Below are 16,873 nucleotides of genomic sequence, written 5' to 3'. Positions count from 1 at the left end.
GCCCGGCCTGCCGCTGTTGGCGGGGCCGGGCCACAGTCCTCGGTGCGGGAAGCGGGAGTAGCGGTCGAACGGAATGCCTAATAAAAGATTCCGCAAAGGCTTTCCCAATGTCATGATGGTCCGGTCCCTGTGGGAAGAGGGGCACGGGGGGCGCGAGTTGACCGCACGCGCAACAGAGACGGGGGTCTCAGAACTTCCTGACTTTCCTTCACGGCAGGCCGCCGGTGACGCCACCCGTCGGCCGTGGCCGAGTGTTTGTCGTGCTTTCTTCCTGCCGGACGCGACCGATCATCCGGACCGACCATCCAGGCAGGCATCGACGTGCGAACAACCCGAAGAAGACCTCAACGAGGCCGAGTACAAAGAAGGTTCGCGGCAGTTGCGTTCGCGACTGCCGTCGCCGTGCTCGGCGGACTGGTGTCCGCCGCCCCGGCGGCCTCCGACGAGCCGGGGGACAACCCCACCAACCCGTACGAGCGAACCCTCCGTATCAGCCTCGGTGAGCAGGCCCGCAAGGACCGCTGCCAGGCGGGCCGGGCCGTGCAGTTCGCCGGGCCCGAGCTGAATTCGGTCGCGGCGGCGAAGCTCACCGGCACGGACGCCGCGCTGCGCGCGTTCGTGACCCCGGACGCGATCCTGGGCGAGTGGGGCCAGGCCAGCATCCGGGACAGGGACGCTGGCATCGCGGCCCTGAACACCTTCCGGGACCGCCAGGACAAGCTGAACACCGCCAACAAGCCCTACGCCTCCGTGAACTCGTCCGGCGGCCGGGACTACTGGGCGCCGGAGTTCGGCAATGACATCGTCGCCTTCACCCTCGGCACTCAGCAAGACCTGTACAACAAGGCTTCGGAGAACCCGACTCCGAGGCCCGGCCAGGCCGCGCTGGACCAGGCCAAGAAGGTGCTCGACGCGTTCGGCACCGGCGACGACGCCTGGGCGGCCACGTACAAGGACGTCGCCGGAAGGGAACTGCTCGACACGAGCAACCTGGGCTACTCCTCGGCCAACGACGTCGCGACCTTCCTGCGCTTCGGCGGTTTCGCGACCAAGGCCGCGGAGCCGGACTCGCTGGAGTTCCGCAACGAGGTCGAGGCGCTGAAGACGGCCTGGGCGGCCTGTGACAGCGCCAACCCGATCGACCACTACCGGGTGCTGACCGGACCGGTACTGGTGGCCTACTCGGAGTGGGAGGCGGAGTACTCCGGCCAGGTCGAGCAGCGGAAGGCGATCGTCACCGCCAAGGCCACCGCGGCGAAGGAGGTCCGGGTCGCCACGGACGCGATGATCGAGGCGGTACGGCAGGCCTGGCAGGCGGACCAGATCCTGTACTGGCAGAAGTACTGGGCCGCGCACAAGGATTCCATCAACTACCCGGCGAAGGCCGTGTTCACCAAGGCCACGGCGGACCTGAACGCGGCGAAGACCATGGCCGCCGCGCAGGTCGCCCTGGCGGACGCGGCAGCAACCCGGGCCAAGACGGCCGCGGACGCCGCGGGCGCCCAGCAGACCAAGGCGTGGACGATCGCGGACACCGCGAAGCTGCCGCGCGGCCGGGGTCTCTTCTACGCGCAGCAGTCAGTGCAGGTCGCCAAGGCATCGGCCGCGGCCACTCTGGCGGCGGCGAAGGCCACCCTGACGGCGTCGAACGCGGCGAAGGCCACGGTGGCGGACTCCCAGACGTTGCTTGCGCTGGCGAAGACCCAGACGCACGCGCTGAACACCGAGTTCCGCAAGACGGCGGCGCTGGAGGCGAAGGCCCAGGCCAAGGCCGCGGCCGAGTCCGCCGCCAAGCTGGCCACGGAGGCCGCGGCCAACGCCGCGACCGCGAAGACCGCTCGTGCGACCGCCGAGAAGGCTGAGCAGACCGCCATGACCCAGGCGGCCGAGGCGAAGCGCCAGCGCGGGATCGCGGAGGCCGAGAAGGCCACCGCGGAGCGGGAGCGCGACCTCGCGGCGAGCGAGCGGGCGAAGGCAGGCGCGGCCGAGGAGCGGGCGCGGAGCGAGCAGACCAGGGCAGAGCAGGCCCGTACGGCTGCGGAGACGGCCGGTGCGACGGCGACGGAGAAGCTGGCAGCGGCGATGGACGCCGAACTGCGCGCGCGCCTGGCCCGCGATCAGGCGGTCAAGGCCGAGCGTGACAAGAACGCCACTGCGTCCCGAGCCGCGGCCCTGGAGTCGGCCGCCGCCGCGGCCGAGGGCACCAGTGCGGCGGCGGAGACCCGCCAGGCGGCCACCGAGGCACGCTCCGCGGCCACTGACGCGGCGGGTGCAGCGACCCGTGCCCGCACTGCGGCGAACGAGGCGACCACGGCGGCGGTGAACGCCCGAGCGGCGGCCACCCGCGCGGACGGCGCGGCGAATCGCTCCCGCTCCGCCGCAGACGCGGCCCAGTCGGCGTACGCCAAGACGCACGCGGCTGCCGCGACCGCGCACGCCGCCGCCGCCGAGGCGATCGACGCGGCGGCGTCCGCGAAGGAGAAGGCCAGGCTGGCGGACGCCGAGGCGAAGAAGGCCCAGGCCGCGGCGATCACCGCGCGCAAGGAGGCCACCGCTGCGGTGGCCGAGGCCGCCAAGACGGCCGCGTGGTCGGCGAAGACCGCCGGATACGCCCTCGCCACGGCCCAGTACGCGCAGGGCGCCCGGGACGCCGCGACCGCGACGACCAAGGCGGCCGACGAGGCGATCAGTGTCGGCTCCCCGTACCGCGAGACGGACGCCTCGGCGGCGTACGCGGTGCTGATCGGGCAGACCTCCAAGACCCTCGCCGAGCAGCAGGCATCCGCGGCCAAGGCGAAGTCGGACGAAGCGAAGAAGGCGGCGGCCCAGGCCAAGGCACTCGCCGACAAGGCCGCCGGCGACGCGAAGATCGCCCTCCAGGCGGCGGCCGACGCCGCGGACTACGCCGTACAGGCGGTCAACTCCGCGGCGGCGGCCAACGTTTCCGCCGCCGCGGCGGCGACCGACGCGGCAGCCGCGAAGAAGGCCGACGCGAACGCCCAGAGGTACGACGCACAGGCGGGCACGGACGCCTTCTATGCCAACTTCGCCGCGGGCGAGGCCGAATCGGCGGCAGCCCAGGCCGACCGGGACGCCACGGAGGCGGAGAAGGACGCGTCGAGCGCCCGCTCGGCGGCTTCCTCGGCCGAGTCCGACGCCAATGTGGCGGATCAGGTTGCCACATACGCCGAGTCGGACGCGGTCAAGGCCGAGAAGGCGGCGGCGAATGCGGAGAATTCGGCGAAGGAAGCAGATGCCTCCGCCACCCGCGCTGAGGAAGCGGAGCGTAAGCGGCTGGAGGAGCTCCGCAAGGAGCAGGCCGAGCAGGCCGCGAACCCGGGTCCGGCCCTGTCCTCCGAAGAAGAGGCAGCGCTGCTGCGCATGTGCGGGCAGGAGTGCGTGGACCAGTACAGGTCCGCGCTCGCCCTGGCATCCCTGAACCTGCTGGACTGGGTCAAGCAGAACGGTGGGCAGATCCTCCTCGACGAGATCGGCTGGACCGACCTCAAGAACTGCCTGACCAAGGGCGATGTCGAGGCCTGCCTGTGGACGCTGGCAAAGGCCGTCCCGGCCAACAAGATCCTCGGGGTGGGCAAGGCGATCGTCCGAATCGCCTCGGGTGTCATCGGGTTCTTCGAGAAGTCCGCGAGGGCGAAGAAGACCCTCGACAAGCTCCGCAAGCTGGCCGAGAAGGCGAAGAAGGAACCGGACCTCCCGGCTTGCAAGAAGAAGTCCGTGAAGAGCGCCGCGTCTGTCAAGAACACCGGGACCGTGCGGACGGCCGCGTTCGTGACGGCGCCGTCGGCAGCCACGGCGTCAGACGACGACGAGCCCATCGACCTGAACGTCTGTGACTTCGACCTGGCAGAGGATCTGCCCTTCGAGGTGCTGGCGGACATCGAGAAGAGGTACGGCACCGACGTGTCGGAAGGTGTCGAGTACCAGTGGGGGCGGATGCGCAGCAACAAGCCCGAGGAGGCGGCGGCCCACGATCTTCCGGGCGTTGGCCGCAACCTGCAGGACATGGCCGACTACTTCAAGAAGTGGCAGGGCAAGGCGACCCACATGGACACGCAGAAGAAGAACCCCGTCGCCTACGATGAGGACAAGGGCTTGATTGTCATCATTCAGGGCTACCGCATCCACGCCTACAAGTTGCCGTATGGGAAGTTCGCCAACGGCACACGCTACGAAGCCATTAAGAAGAGCTGACGCGGGAGGGAGAGACAATTGAGAACCCAGATGAAGATGAGCCGCGACGGCGACGCGTTCATCGCCCGGCTCACGCCCCGTCAGGTGTCGGCGATGTACGAGGCGCTGAGCTATCTGAGCGAGCAGGACTACGGTGACACGGAGCTGATCCTGTTGGTCGGGGCCGGCCGGGAGACGGTGGATGCACTCGTGGAACGCCTGGCCGCACGGCATGAGGAGTCACGCGACTTCCGGTTCACCATGGAGGAACTCCACATGGTGCACAGCGCGCTGACCGCCGTGCCCCTCGGATTCACTGGGCGCGAAGGCGCTTTCTTGGAGGAGCCGTTCAACATCAGGTTGGGCTTCTACCGGGAGAACTTCAACGCCCTGGCGTATGCCGTCGTCCGCGCGGCGGCCGAGGCGTGACATCCGGCGACAGCCACTGATTGCGCCAAGGGACGAGGTCGTCCTCTGTTAACAGGGGACGACCTCGCAGTCGTACGAACGCAACCGTGGGGCAGGCGTGCTCGCCCTCACCCAAGTAGCGAGGGTGGAGGGCGACGCACGATATGGACACGGACCTCCAACTGACGCGGGACAGCGACGAGTTCGTCGCACGGCTCAGCTCGTCCGAGCCAAGTGCCCTGCGCGATGGGCTCAGTTACGCACGCCGCGAGAAATCCACGGATGCGTATCTGACCGTGTTGCCGGGCGCTGGCCGGGACGTCGTCGACGGCCTCCTGGCTCGCCCTCGCGACCACGGCATCGTTCGACGCCCTGGCACTCGCCATCAACAACGCCCTCCATCAGCTCTACGAGATCACCTCATGAGAACCCGCATCGGACGCACCCGCGACGTTGAGGCCTTCCTCGCCCGGCATGCCACCGGGCGCTGTCCTTCCCTCGACGAGTTGCATATCCTGCACAGCGCCCTGACCGCCACCGCGGTCATGTTCCTGGAACGCGGAGTGTTCCCGCAGGAGGAGTTCTACCGGCGGACGACCCCACTATCAGGAGAACTTCGATGCTTTGGCACGTGGCATCGTCGAGGCTGCCACCAAGGTGTGACACACCGTGGACGTCTCGAAGAGCCTGGCACATGAATAGCCGTCGCAGGCCAAGAAGACACCTACCTCACCGACACCCGAGACGCCCTCCGCACCCTCATCCAGGACATCAAGGCCGGCAAAGCAGACCACCTCCTCTGACCATGCCTCCAAGCTCCGTTACGTCCCGCATAGGGAGAACATCCGGGTCGCCATGGAAAGGCACAAAGCACGTGGCTGCTGATCCCTCCCCGGCCCTGGGCGAGGTGCTGCGGCAGCTCGCCCGGGCCGTCGGCCGGTACGAGGACGATGCCTCGTTCGCCGACGGTCACGACCGCTGGTCCCTCTACCGGGTGGCGATGGACGCCCCCGCCGCACTGCCGCTGCTGTTCGAGGCGGTGTCCCTGGAGCAGGACGGTCCGCTGGCATCGGGAGTCGTCGGTGACGTACTGGAACGCGTTGCGGGGGACGAGCGCGAGCGGTGGGTGCGGGTCCTCCCGCCGGCCGTGCGGGACTTCTCCGCGCGCCGGGCGCGGGAACTCGGGGTCCTGGAGTCGATCGAGGAGGGCTCGATGTCGGCAGCGGCCGTCGACGATCTCATCGACGGCTGGTCCGACTGGCTTCAGCTGAGAGCGGTCCGTGTGATCGCCGACGAGGACGTCCTGCGCGTCGTCTCGCAGAGGGGCCGGACCAAGAGGATCAGACAGACTGCCCTCGACGCCCTCCGGCAGCGCTGAGCACTCAGCAGGAAGCGTCGCGAAAGACCACGAGGGCGCCCCCTGTCACAGAGGGCGCCCTCAAAGCCGTACAAGCACCGCGTCAGGCGTGTTCGCCCTCGCCCAGGTGATGCACCCGGACCATGTTCGTCGTGCCCGGGACGCCGGGCGGGGAGCCGGCCGTCATGACGACGACCTCGCCCACCTTGAAGCGGTTCAGCTTCAGCATCTCCTGGTCGACCAGGGAGACCATCTCGTCCGTGCTGTTGACGAACGGGACGACGTACGAGTCGACGCCCCAGCTCAGGGACAGCTGGTTGCGGGTGCCCTCGTCCGTCGTGAAGGCGACGATCGGCTGGGCGGCGCGGTAGCGGGAGAGGCGGCGGGCAGTGTCGCCGGACTTGGTGAAGGCGACCAGGCCCGTGCCGCCGAGGAAGTCGGCGATCTCGCAGGCCGCGCGGGCGACCGAACCGCCCTGCGTCTTCGGCTTCTTGCCGGGGACCAGGGGCTGGAGGCCCTTGGAGAGGAGTTCGTCCTCCGCCGCCGCCACGATCTTCGACATCGTCTTGACCGTCTCGATCGGGTAGGCGCCGACGCTCGACTCCGCGGACAGCATGACCGCGTCCGCGCCGTCCAGGATCGCGTTCGCCACGTCGGACGCCTCGGCGCGCGTCGGGCGGGAGTTGGTGATCATCGACTCCATCATCTGGGTCGCGACGATCACCGGCTTGGCGTTGCGGCGGCACAGCTCCACGAGGCGCTTCTGCACCATCGGGACCCGCTCCAGGGGGTACTCGACGGCCAGGTCGCCACGGGCCACCATCACCCCGTCGAAGGCCGCGACGACGGCCTCCATGTTGTCGACCGCCTGCGGCTTCTCCACCTTGGCGATGACCGGGACGCGGCGGCCCTCCTCGTCCATGATCTTGTGGACGTCGTCCACGTCGGCGGCGTCACGGACGAAGGACAGGGCGACCAGGTCGCAGCCCATGCGCAGGGCGAAGCGCAGGTCGTCGATGTCCTTCTCGGACAGGGCCGGGACGTTCACGGCCGCGCCGGGCAGGTTGATGCCCTTGTGGTCCGAGATGACGCCGCCCTCGATGACGATCGACTTCACCCGCGAACCCTCGACGTCCAGGACCTTCAGCTCGACGTTGCCGTCGTTGATCAGGATCTGGTCGCCGCGCGACACGTCACCCGGCAGGCCCTTGTACGTCGTACCGCAGATGGTCTTGTCACCGGGGACGTCCTCGGTGGTGATGACGAACTCGTCGCCCCGGACCAGCTCCACGGGACCCTCCGCGAAGGTCTCCAGGCGGATCTTCGGGCCCTGGAGGTCGGCCAGGACGCCGATCGCCCGGCCGGTCTCCTTGGCGGCGGCCCGGACCCGGTCGTACCGGCCCTGGTGCTCGGCGTGCGTGCCGTGGCTGAAGTTGAAGCGGGCCACATTCATGCCGGCCTCGATCAGCGACACGAGCATTTCGTGGGAGTCGACCGCGGGGCCGAGAGTACAAACGATTTTCGAACGGCGCATGGGGCGATCCTATCGGTTTGTTTCGCTTCGGAATATTCCGCCTGGTGGACGACGTAGAAGGCCGCAGAAGGCACGGCCTGAACACAAAAGGGCGGGATAGCGCTCAGGTGAGGCTCTCTCATCAATATCCGTTAAGTGTGCTCAGTTGTCGCGAGTTGCCTTCAGTTGTCGCCGGCTGCCGTCAGCCGTCCGTTCTCACCAGCGCGTACGTCTGTGTCGCGATCTCCAGCTCCTCGTCCGTCGGGACGACCGCCACCGCGACTCGGGAGCCCGCCGGCGAGATCAGCCTGGCCTCGGGGCTCCGTACGGCGTTCAGAGCGCCGTCCACGGTCACGCCCAGGCCCTCCAGGCCGGCCACCGCCGCCTCGCGCACCGGCGCCGCGTTCTCGCCGACCCCGGCCGTGAACGCGATGGCGTCCACCCGGCCGAGTACCGCGTAATAGGCGCCGATGTACTTCTTCAGGCGGTGGATGTAGATGTCGAAGGCCAGCCGGGCCGCCGGGGCGTCCGCGCCGCCCTCGTCGATACGGCGGCGGATTTCCCGCATGTCGTTGTCTCCGCACAGGCCGGTCAAGCCGCTCTTCTTGTTGAGAAGAGTGTCGATCTCGTCCGTGGACATTCCGCCAACACGCGCCAAATGGAAGATGACGGCCGGATCCAGGTCACCGGACCGGGTCCCCATGACCAGCCCCTCCAGCGGCGTCAGCCCCATCGAGGTGTCCACACACCGCCCGCCCTGTACGGCGGACGCGGACGCCCCGTTCCCCAGGTGCAGCACGATGACGTTGACGTCCTCGGGTGCCCGGCCCAGGAGCCGCGCCGTCTCCCGGGACACGTACGCGTGGGACGTGCCGTGGAACCCGTACCGCCTGATCCGGTACTCGTCGGCCGTCTTCACGTCGATCGCGTAGCGGGCCGCCGACTCCGGCATCGTGGTGTGGAAGGCCGTGTCGAAGACCGCGACCTGGGGGAGGTCGGGGCGCAGGGCCTGGGCGGTACGGATGCCGGTGAGGTTCGCCGGGTTGTGCAGGGGCGCTACGGGGATCAGGCGCTCGATCTCCGCCAGCACCGTGTCGTCGACGACCGTCGGCTCGGTGAAGGACTTGCCGCCGTGCACGACGCGGTGTCCTATTGCCGCCAACTGAGGGGAATCCAGGCCCAGTTGGTCCTTCGCCAGCTCCTCCGCCACCGCCTGGAGAGCGGCCTCGTGGTCGGCGATGGGACCCGTGCGCTCACGGGATTCCCCGCCCGTCGCCAGCGGGGTGTGCTTCAGGCGGGACGTCTCCTCGCCGATGCGTTCCACCAGGCCCAGGGCGAGCCGGCTGCTGTCGCGCATGTCGAGCAGCTGGTACTTCAGCGAGGACGAACCGGAGTTGAGGACGAGGACGCGGGTCGCGGTCACTGGTGGGGCACCTTCGGGGTGGGGACGGAGTCGGAGGTCTCGGAGGTCTGGGCCTGGATCGCGGTGATCGCGACCGTCGTGACGATGTCCGGGACCAGGGCGCCCCGGGACAGGTCGTTGACGGGCTTGCGCAGGCCCTGGAGGACCGGGCCGACGGCGATGGCGCCGGCCGAACGCTGTACGGCCTTGTAGGTGTTGTTGCCGGTGTTGAGGTCCGGGAAGATCAACACGCTTGCCTGGCCCGCGACTTCGGAGCCGGGCAGCTTCGTGGCGGCCACGGTCGGCTCGACGGCCGCGTCGTACTGGATGGGTCCTTCGATACGGAGGTCGGGGCGCCGCGAGCGCACCAGCTCGGTCGCTTCCCGCACCTTGTCGACGTCCGCGCCCGAACCCGACGTACCCGTCGAGTACGACAGCATCGCGATCCTCGGCTCGACGCCGAACTGCTCGGCGGTGGCGGCCGACTGGATGGCGATGTCGGCCAACTGCTCTGCGTTCGGGTCGGGGTTGACCGCGCAGTCGCCGTAGACGAGGACCTTGTCGGCCAGGCACATGAAGAAGACGGAGGAGACGATGTCCGCGTCCGGCTTGGTCTTGATGATCTCGAAGGCGGGCCGGATCGTCGCGGCCGTGGAGTGCACCGACCCCGACACCATGCCGTCGGCCAGCCCCTCCTGGACCATCAGGGTGCCGAAGTAGTTGACGTCCGAGACGACGTCGTAGGCCAGCTCGACCGTGACGCCCCGGTGGGCGCGGAGGGCGGCGTACTTCTCGGCGAACCTGTCCCGGAGTTCGGAGGTCTGCGGGTCGATCAGCTGGGAGTCGCCGAGGTCGATGCCCAGGTCGGCGGCCTTCTTGCGGATGCCGTCGACCGGGCCGAGCAGCGTCAGGTCGCACACGCCCCGGCGCAGCAGCACCTCGGCGGCGTGCAGGACGCGTTCCTCGGTGCCCTCGGGCAGGACGACCCGGCGCTTGTCGGCGCGGGCGCGTTCGAGGAGCTTGTGCTCGAACATCATCGGCGTGACACGGTCGCTGCTGGGCGCGGAGACCCGCTTGAGCAGCTCCGTCGTGTCCACGTGGCGCTCGAAGAGACCGAGTGCGGTCTCCGCCTTGCGCGGGGTGGCCGCGTTCAACTTCCCCTCCAGGGAGAAGAGTTGGGCGGCGATGGGGAAGCTCGTGCCGGCCACCGAGATGACCGGGGTGCCGGGGGCGAGACGGGCGGCCAGGGTGAGGACCTCGTCGCTGGGGCGCTCGTTCAGGGTCAGCAGGACGCCCGCGATGGGCGGCGTACCGGCGCTGTGCGCGGCGAGGGCGCCGACGACCAGGTCGGCGCGGTCACCAGGGGTGACGACCAGACAGCCCGGGGTCAGCGCGGTGAGGAAGTTGGGCAGCATCGCGCCGCCGAAGACGAAGCCCAGCGCGTCCCGGGCGAGGCCCGAGTCGTCGCCGAGGAGCACCTTGCCGCCGAGCGCGTGGGTGATCTGGGCGACCGTCGGTGCGGAGAGGGCGGGCTCGTCGGGGAGGACGTAACAGGGCACGGGGAGACGGGAGTCGAGGCCCTCGGCTATGCCGGCGCGGTCCTCGCGGGCGACGCGGTTGGCGACCATCGCGAGGACGTCGCAGCCCAGCGCCTCGTACGCGCGGTACGCGTTACGGGTCTCGGCGAGCACCGACTCGGCGGTCTGGTCGCGTCCGCCGACGACCGCGACGACGGACGCGCCGAACTCGTTCGCGAGACGGGCGTTGAGGGCCAGCTCGTCCGGGAACTGGGTGTCGGCGAAGTCGGTGCCGAGGACGAGGACGACGTCGTACTCGCGGGCGACCCGCAGAAAGCGGTCGACGAGGGTGGAGACGAGTTCGTCGGTGCCCTGCTCGGCCTGGAGCGCGGACGCCTCCGGGTAGTCCATGCCGTACACGGTCGCCGGGTCCTGGGAGAGGCGGTAGCGGGCGCGCAGCAGCTCGAAGAGACGGTCCGGGTTGTCGTGGACCAGGGGGCGGAAGACGCCGACCCGGTCGACCTGCCGGGTCAGCAGTTCCATGACTCCCAGCTCGACGACCTGGCGGCCGTCGCCCCGGTCGATCCCGGTCACGTACACGCTGCGGGTCGTCACGCGTGCTCTCCGTTTCGTTGCTCGCGAATATGGCCCACTGGAGTGAGTGTGGCCCTCTTGACAGTACCCGCGGCGCTGGCTAGGGCGTCTGGTAGGCCCGTCAGGACCGGGGCCTGCCGGGGCGTGAAACAATTGGAGTGGCTCACCGGCATCAAAGCGAGCAGGAGACACAGCACGATGCGTATCGGAGTTCTCACCGCAGGCGGCGACTGCCCCGGCCTGAACGCAGTGATCCGGTCGGTCGTGCACCGAGCGGTCACTCAGTACGACGACGAGGTCATCGGCTTCGAGGACGGTTACGCCGGGCTGCTCGACGGCCGCTACCGCACGCTCGACCTCGACGCGGTCAGCGGCATCCTGGCCCGTGGCGGCACGATCCTCGGCTCCTCCCGCCTCCAGCGCGACCGGCTCCGCGAGGCCTGCGAGAACGCGCAGGACATGGCCCGCGAGTTCGGTATCGACGTGCTGATCCCGATCGGCGGCGAGGGCACGCTCACGGCGGCCCGGATGCTGAGCGACGCGGGTCTGCCGGTGGTAGGCGTCCCGAAAACGATCGACAACGACATTTCATCGACGGACCGGACCTTCGGCTTCGACACGGCGGTGGGTGTCGCGACGGAGGCGATGGACCGCCTGAAGACCACCGCCGAGTCGCACCAGCGTGTGATGGTCGTCGAGGTCATGGGTCGGCACGCGGGCTGGATCGCCCTGGAGTCCGGCATGGCCGCCGGCGCCCACGGCATCTGCCTCCCGGAACGCCCCTTCGACCCCGCCCACTTGGTGAAGATGGTCGAGGAACGCTTCGCGCGCGGCAAGAAGTTCGCGGTCATCTGCGTCGCCGAGGGCGCGCACCCCGCCGAGGGCAGCATGGACTACGGCCACGGCGCGATCGACCAGTTCGGCCACGAACGCTTCCAGGGCATCGGTACGGCACTCGCGTACGAGTTGGAGCGACGGCTCGGCAAGGAGGCCAAGCCGGTCATCCTCGGCCACATCCAGCGCGGCGGCACGCCCACCGCGTACGACCGCGTCCTCGCGACCCGCTTCGGCTGGCACGCGGTGGAGGCCGCGCACCAGGGCACGTTCGGGCGGATGACGGCGCTGCGCGGGACGGACGTGGTGATGGTGCCGCTGGCGGAGGCGGTCACTGAACTGAAGACGGTCCCGAAGGACCGGATGGACGAGGCGGAGTCGGTGTTCTAGTCGGTTCCAGTCCAGTCCAGTCCTTTCCGGGCTTGGGCCTGTTCGGGTTCAGGGGGTGTTCGTGTCGACCCTTGCCCAGAAGTGCTCCACGATCCGGTCGAGGAAGTCGCGTCCGGCGTGGCTCGCCTCGGTCGCCGCTGAGCCGTCCGACCAGGTCAGGGTGGCGGCCATCTGCCCCTGGTAGTAGCGGTGCAGCTCGTGGAGGACGCCCTCCAGGAAGCGCCGGTTCAGCGGCACCATCTTGTTGACGGGGCGGACGTACGCCTGCCAGCGCGTCGTGACCGCGCTGCGCAGCAGGCCGGCGAGCTTGCCGTCGAGGCCGGTGAGGGTGAGGAAGTCGGCGAGCGAGAGTTCGAGCACCTCGGCGAGGATCGCGGACTGCCGCTCGGTGCCGCGCCACTCGCCGCTCTCCTCCATCCGTACGTAGACGAGGAGTTCGAGCCCGACCTCCCCGGCGACGTCCTCGGCGGTGAGACCGCGTGCGGCACGGTGCTCGCGCAAGGTGCGGGGGCGGCCGATGAGTTCGCAGGGCGCGCACCACAACACGCCTGCGAGAGCGACGAGTTCGTTGCCGCCGGGGGCCATGACGCCTTGTTCCCAGGCGATCACGTGGTCGGGCGTGATGTAGGGCAGCCCGTACGAGACCCGCATCCCGTACGCGACGTGCTCGGGGCCCATGCCGAGGGCCAGACGGAGTCTGCGGGCGGCGTGGGCGTCGAAGGGTGGGTTCGGTGGCGTGGGCGGTGGCGGTGGAACTGGGGGTCGGCGCACGCGCCACAAGCTAGGGGTGCCGGGCGGCGGTGACTACGGTCTGTTCGGCCACAATTACGGATCGTAGGAAGCTACGGCTCGGGGGGTGGGGTGTGGGTGATCCCGGGTTGACCGAAGGTCGTGGGTCGATGGCCGGGCGGGGGCTGTTCGTGGGCGTGCGATCGTGCGAACGGCAAGGTGGTGGGGCATATGCGCGGGTGTTCGGTGCTTCGGGTGCGGGTGGTTGGGGTGGCTGATGCTTTGGTGCTGTGAGCGGGTGTCGAAGGTGAGTGCGGTGCGGGTGGGGCTCGCGGGGGTGGGTGACTGGCGAGTAGGCGCGGCGCGAACTGTGCGGTCGCTGTGGCCTGTCGACGTGACTTGTCGATGGTGAGGTTCCTGTCGATGCGGGGCTCCTGACGTACCATCAGCGTTATTTCGCGCGGTGGTTGAGCTTCGGGGAGTGGTGGTCTCGTGAGTGGCAAGGCGGAGGCGGAGAAGGTGGCGAAGGTCGAGGGACACATACGGGAGCGGCTGCTGGCCCCGAACTTCTGGCACCTCGCGACGGTCGGCGCCGACGGGATGCCGCAGATCTCGCCGATGTGGGTCGACATCGAGGGTGACCACGTCATGGTCAACACGGCGATCGGCCGCGTGAAGGAGGAGAATCTCCGCGTCAATCCGAACGTCTCGCTCTCGCACCACGACCCCGAGAACCCGTACGACCGTGCGGAGATCCGGGGGCGCGTGGTGCGGTTCGTGGAGGGCGAGGAGGCGGAGCGGTCCATGGACCGGCTCACGCAAAAGTACATCGGCGAGGACCGGTATCCGTGGCTGCTGCCGGGGGAGCGGCGCGTGATGCTGCTGATCGAGGTGACGCGGGTGCGGCGGGTTGTGGGGGTGGAGCCGTTTCGGCCTGGAGTGCTGCCTGAGGTGTGAGCGGGGTGTGTGCTTCTTGGCGGGGGCTACCGGGATTCAATCGCAATGCTCCGGGGTTCACCCCGGGGGTGAAGCGAATCCCGTACCCGCGACGCGGAGCGTCGCGGTGTCGTTCCGGCGGAGCCGGACCGTGCCGTGCCGTGGTGCGCCGACGGTGAAGGTTCGCTCGGATGTTCCCGGTGACGATGCTTGTTCGGTGTGCCTAGTGTGATCGGCATGCAGCTGAGGTATGCGTTTCGCATGTACCCGGATGCCCCTCAGCGTGCCGCGCTGGCGAGGGCGTTCGGGTGTGCGCGTGTCGTGTACAACGACGCGGTGCGGGCCCGTGAGGACGCCCGGAAGGCGGGCAGGCCGTTCCCGAAGGCTGGTGAGCTGTCCACCCGTCTGATCACCGAGGCGAAGAAGACCGCCTCGCGGTCCTGGCTGGGTGAGGTCTCCGCGGTCGTCCTGCAGCAGTCCCTGCGGGACGCCGAGGCCGCCTACCGCAACTTCTTCGCCTCCCTCAAGGGCACCCGCAAGGGCCCGAAACTGGGTGCGCCCCGGTTCAAGTCCCGCAAGGATGCCAGGCAGTCGATCCGGTTCACCGCCAACGCCCGTTGGCACCTCACCGCCAGCGGTCGGCTGAACCTGCCGAAGATCGGGGCGGTGAAGGTGAAGTGGTCCCGCACCCTGCCCGCCACCCCCACCTCCGTCACCGTCATCCAGGACAGTGCGGGCAGGTTCTTCGCCTCGTTCGTCATCGACACCGACCCCGCCACCGACGCCGCCCGCATGCCCGAGTCGGACCAGAGCATCGGCATCGATCTCGGGCTGACGCACTTCGCCGTCCTGTCCACCGGCGAGAAGATCGACTCCCCGCGGTTTTTGCGCCGGGCGGAGAAGAAGCTGAAGAAGGCCCAGCGAGAGCTGTCCCGCAAGCAGAAGGGTTCGAAGAACTGGGAGAAGGCCCGTCTGAAGGTCGGCCGCGCCCACGCCAAGGTCGCTGACGCCCGCAAGGAGTTCCACCACCAGCTCTCCACCCGGCTGATTTCCGAGAACCAAGGAATCGCCGTGGAGAGTCTGTCGGTGGCGGGACTGGCGCGCACCAGGCTGGCCAAGTCCGTCCACGACGCCGGATGGTCCTCTTTCGTGCACCTGCTGGAGTACAAAGCGGAGCGGTACGGGCGCACCCTGGTGAAGATCGGCCGGTTCGAGCCGACCAGTCAGACCTGCTCCACCTGCGGGGTCAAGGACGGTCCCAAGCCCCTGCACATCCGCGAATGGACCTGTACCGCCTGCGGCACCGTCCACGACCGGGACCACAACGCCGCAATCAACGTCAAAACGGCCGCCGGACTGGCGGTGACAGCCTGCGGAGCGCCGGTAGGACCAGAACCCGTTCTGGCACAGCGCGAAGAAACAGGAAGCCACGGATTCGAGACCGGAAACCGCGCCGCGTAGCGGCACGGCAACCAGTCGAGAAGGCCAGAATCCTCGCCCTTCAGGGCGAGGAGCATGTCAAAGGAGGTGGTCTGCTTTGCCGGCCTTGATGTCCTGGATGAGGGTGCGGAGGGCGTCTCGGGTGTCGGTGAGGTAGGTGTCTTCCTGGCCTGCGATGGCTATGTAGGCGTTGTTGTCCGGGTCGGTGCCTATGCGGAAGCAGTTGGCGCCTTCGCCGCAGTAGGGCTCTTCCCAGGTGATGTCGGGCACGGGGTCTCCTGGAGGTCGTTGGCGAGGGTGCGGATGAAGTCTCGCGAGGGGGCGGGGGCGAGCGCCACGGCTTCGGCTGCGTCGAGGTGGGCGCGGTACTTGGCGAGTTGGGTCTCGGTGTCGATGAACTCCGGGCCGTGCGTGCTGTCGAGTTCCACGGTGTCGAGACGGGGGGCGGCCGACTCGGCGTAGACGACGGACTGTCCGGCGCCGGGGAAGCCGCCGGCCTTGAACGGGATGACGCGTATCGTCACGGACTCGCGCTCGGAGACGTGCAGCAGGTGCTCCAACTGCCGCCGCGCTACGGGGGATCCGCCGAACTCCATGCGGAGCGCGGCCTCGTGGAGGATGACGTCGAGGGTCGGGGGTTCGGGCCGGTCGAGTACCTGCTGCCGGTCGACCCGATGCGCCAGGCGCACGTCGACGTCGGGGGTGAGCAGGGTCGGGATCACGGCTTCGAAGACGGCGCGGGCGTGATCCTCGGTCTGTAGCAGCCCCGGCAGGTGCACGCTGACCGTGATCCGCAGCCGTGTGGCGTGCCACTCCATCTCGGCGATGTCCAGGAAACCGTCGGGGAGTCGGCCCCGGTACTCCTCCCACCAGCCCTTGTCGCGCCCGGCGGCCATGGTGGCCAACGCCTCGATGAACTCCTCGTCCGCGCAACCGTAGTTGGCGGCGAGAGTGCGTACGCGGTCGGCGCTGATGCCGGAGCGGCCCGACTCCATGTTCGGCACGTTCGTACGGGGGACGTTCAGCAGCCGGGCGGCGTGCTCCGTCTTGATCCCGGCCGAGATACGCATCCTGCGCAACTCCGCGCCCAACCGCCTCTGACGCTCCGTCGGCTTGCTCCTCGGCGGCATGCGCCCCTCCCGTTCAGCTGTGTGACGGGGTCAGTCTGCCGCTGGGGTGCGGCCTTGGTCCACCTGGAACTTCCGGGGAGAGTAGTACGTGTACTCCGGTTGTGGGCTACGGTTGGTTATCAGTCGCTTACGGCCCGGCATCACTCGGAAGCGCATCGCGCGAGCCTGCCTGCGCTTGCGCCAGGGAGACAGGCCGCTGGTCGGGTGCACGTCGGCTTCGTCAAGTCCGCTGTGTGGAAAGGGAGTTCGTCATGTCCTCATCGCTCGCCGTCTCGGCCTGTCTTGCCTCGACCGAACTTACGGAGGCGCTGCCGCCGTCTCCGGAGTCGCTTGTCTACGGCTTCACCCTGCCTGCCGAGGCGGTGAGTTCGCGGGTTGCCCGGGCTGCTACTCGGGTTGTTCTCCAGACGCATGGGCTGGAGGGGATGGCGG

At 69.0% G+C, this 16,873-nt stretch carries 12 protein-coding genes; 6 read left to right on the top strand and 6 right to left on the bottom strand.

All coding sequences use genetic code 11. The annotated features are described in order from the left end of the window. Positions 1 to 402 precede the first annotated feature (402 nt). From ACWDR4_RS44655 to ACWDR4_RS44645, 3 genes are all read left to right on the top strand, one after another. Entirely contained in the window at positions 403 to 4,212 is a 3,810-nt protein-coding gene (locus ACWDR4_RS44655) for a hypothetical protein (RefSeq protein WP_450417241.1), read from the top strand. An 18-nt stretch (positions 4,213 to 4,230) separates the two neighbouring features. Further along, positions 4,231 to 4,620 carry a hypothetical protein gene (locus tag ACWDR4_RS44650; protein ID WP_450417239.1) on the top strand — a complete coding sequence of 130 codons (390 nt, stop codon included), beginning with the start codon at positions 4,231 to 4,233 and terminating at the stop codon, positions 4,618 to 4,620. An 853-nt stretch (positions 4,621 to 5,473) separates the two neighbouring features. Then, on the top strand, positions 5,474 to 5,977 hold the full coding sequence (locus ACWDR4_RS44645) for a hypothetical protein (protein ID WP_450417238.1): 504 nt from the start codon (positions 5,474 to 5,476) through the stop codon (positions 5,975 to 5,977). Between the two features lie 82 nt (positions 5,978 to 6,059). Here the strand turns inward: ACWDR4_RS44645 and pyk are convergent, their stop codons facing one another. The 3 genes from pyk to pta form a co-directional block, all read right to left on the bottom strand. Beyond that, positions 6,060 to 7,490 (bottom strand): pyruvate kinase, encoded by a 1,431-nt coding sequence (pyk, locus tag ACWDR4_RS44640; protein ID WP_450417236.1) that lies wholly within the window; start codon positions 7,488 to 7,490, stop codon positions 6,060 to 6,062. 181 nt (positions 7,491 to 7,671) lie between these two features. Further along, positions 7,672 to 8,892 carry an acetate kinase gene (locus ACWDR4_RS44635; RefSeq protein ID WP_450417234.1) on the bottom strand — a complete coding sequence of 407 codons (1,221 nt, stop codon included), beginning with the start codon at positions 8,890 to 8,892 and terminating at the stop codon, positions 7,672 to 7,674. Continuing rightward, positions 8,889 to 11,003 (bottom strand): phosphate acetyltransferase, encoded by a 2,115-nt coding sequence (gene pta, locus ACWDR4_RS44630; RefSeq protein ID WP_450417232.1) that lies wholly within the window; start codon positions 11,001 to 11,003, stop codon positions 8,889 to 8,891. Before pta ends, ACWDR4_RS44635 begins: the two co-directional genes overlap by 4 nt. A 177-nt stretch (positions 11,004 to 11,180) precedes the next feature. Between pta and ACWDR4_RS44625 the strand changes: the two genes are divergently transcribed. Continuing rightward, positions 11,181 to 12,206 (top strand): ATP-dependent 6-phosphofructokinase, encoded by a 1,026-nt coding sequence (locus ACWDR4_RS44625; protein WP_389348836.1) that lies wholly within the window; start codon positions 11,181 to 11,183, stop codon positions 12,204 to 12,206. 48 nt (positions 12,207 to 12,254) lie between these two features. Here the strand turns inward: ACWDR4_RS44625 and ACWDR4_RS44620 are convergent, their stop codons facing one another. Then, the gene (locus ACWDR4_RS44620; RefSeq protein WP_450417230.1) at positions 12,255 to 12,986 is read right to left on the bottom strand and encodes a helix-turn-helix domain-containing protein; all 732 of its coding nucleotides are present in this window, start codon (positions 12,984 to 12,986) and stop codon (positions 12,255 to 12,257) included. Positions 12,987 to 13,454: 468 nt separating this feature from the next. On the opposite strand from ACWDR4_RS44620, the gene ACWDR4_RS44615 reads away from it, so the two are divergent. Both ACWDR4_RS44615 and ACWDR4_RS44610 read left to right on the top strand, forming a co-directional pair. Continuing rightward, the gene (locus ACWDR4_RS44615; RefSeq protein ID WP_450417244.1) at positions 13,455 to 13,892 is read left to right on the top strand and encodes a PPOX class F420-dependent oxidoreductase; all 438 of its coding nucleotides are present in this window, start codon (positions 13,455 to 13,457) and stop codon (positions 13,890 to 13,892) included. Positions 13,893 to 14,108: 216 nt separating this feature from the next. Further along, positions 14,109 to 15,332: an RNA-guided endonuclease InsQ/TnpB family protein gene (locus ACWDR4_RS44610; RefSeq protein ID WP_450417229.1), complete on the top strand. Its 1,224-nt coding sequence runs from the start codon at positions 14,109 to 14,111 to the stop codon at positions 15,330 to 15,332. A 57-nt stretch (positions 15,333 to 15,389) separates the two neighbouring features. Here ACWDR4_RS44610 and ACWDR4_RS44605 read toward each other — a convergent pair whose 3' ends face one another. Together ACWDR4_RS44605 and ACWDR4_RS44600 are read right to left on the bottom strand one after the other, a co-directional pair. Beyond that, positions 15,390 to 15,581 (bottom strand): hypothetical protein, encoded by a 192-nt coding sequence (locus ACWDR4_RS44605; RefSeq protein WP_053741272.1) that lies wholly within the window; start codon positions 15,579 to 15,581, stop codon positions 15,390 to 15,392. After that, the gene (locus tag ACWDR4_RS44600; RefSeq protein ID WP_450417228.1) at positions 15,521 to 16,441 is read right to left on the bottom strand and encodes a helix-turn-helix domain-containing protein; all 921 of its coding nucleotides are present in this window, start codon (positions 16,439 to 16,441) and stop codon (positions 15,521 to 15,523) included. The genes ACWDR4_RS44605 and ACWDR4_RS44600 overlap by 61 nt, the downstream gene beginning before the upstream one ends. Positions 16,442 to 16,873 lie beyond the last annotated feature (432 nt).

Source organism: Streptomyces sp. NPDC000878 (genome assembly GCF_053599695.1).
Note: the sequence above shows the minus strand (reverse complement) of the source record. Positions and strands in the feature narration are given on the sequence as shown.

Coding starts and splice junctions, on each gene's coding strand:
- ACWDR4_RS44600 (WP_450417228.1), bottom strand. CDS start 16,441: ATGCCGCCGAGGAGCAAGCCGACGGAGCGTCAGAGGCGGTTGGGCGCG.
- ACWDR4_RS44625 (WP_389348836.1), top strand. CDS start 11,181: ATGCGTATCGGAGTTCTCACCGCAGGCGGCGACTGCCCCGGCCTGAAC.
- ACWDR4_RS44610 (WP_450417229.1), top strand. CDS start 14,109: ATGCAGCTGAGGTATGCGTTTCGCATGTACCCGGATGCCCCTCAGCGT.
- pyk (WP_450417236.1), bottom strand. CDS start 7,490: ATGCGCCGTTCGAAAATCGTTTGTACTCTCGGCCCCGCGGTCGACTCC.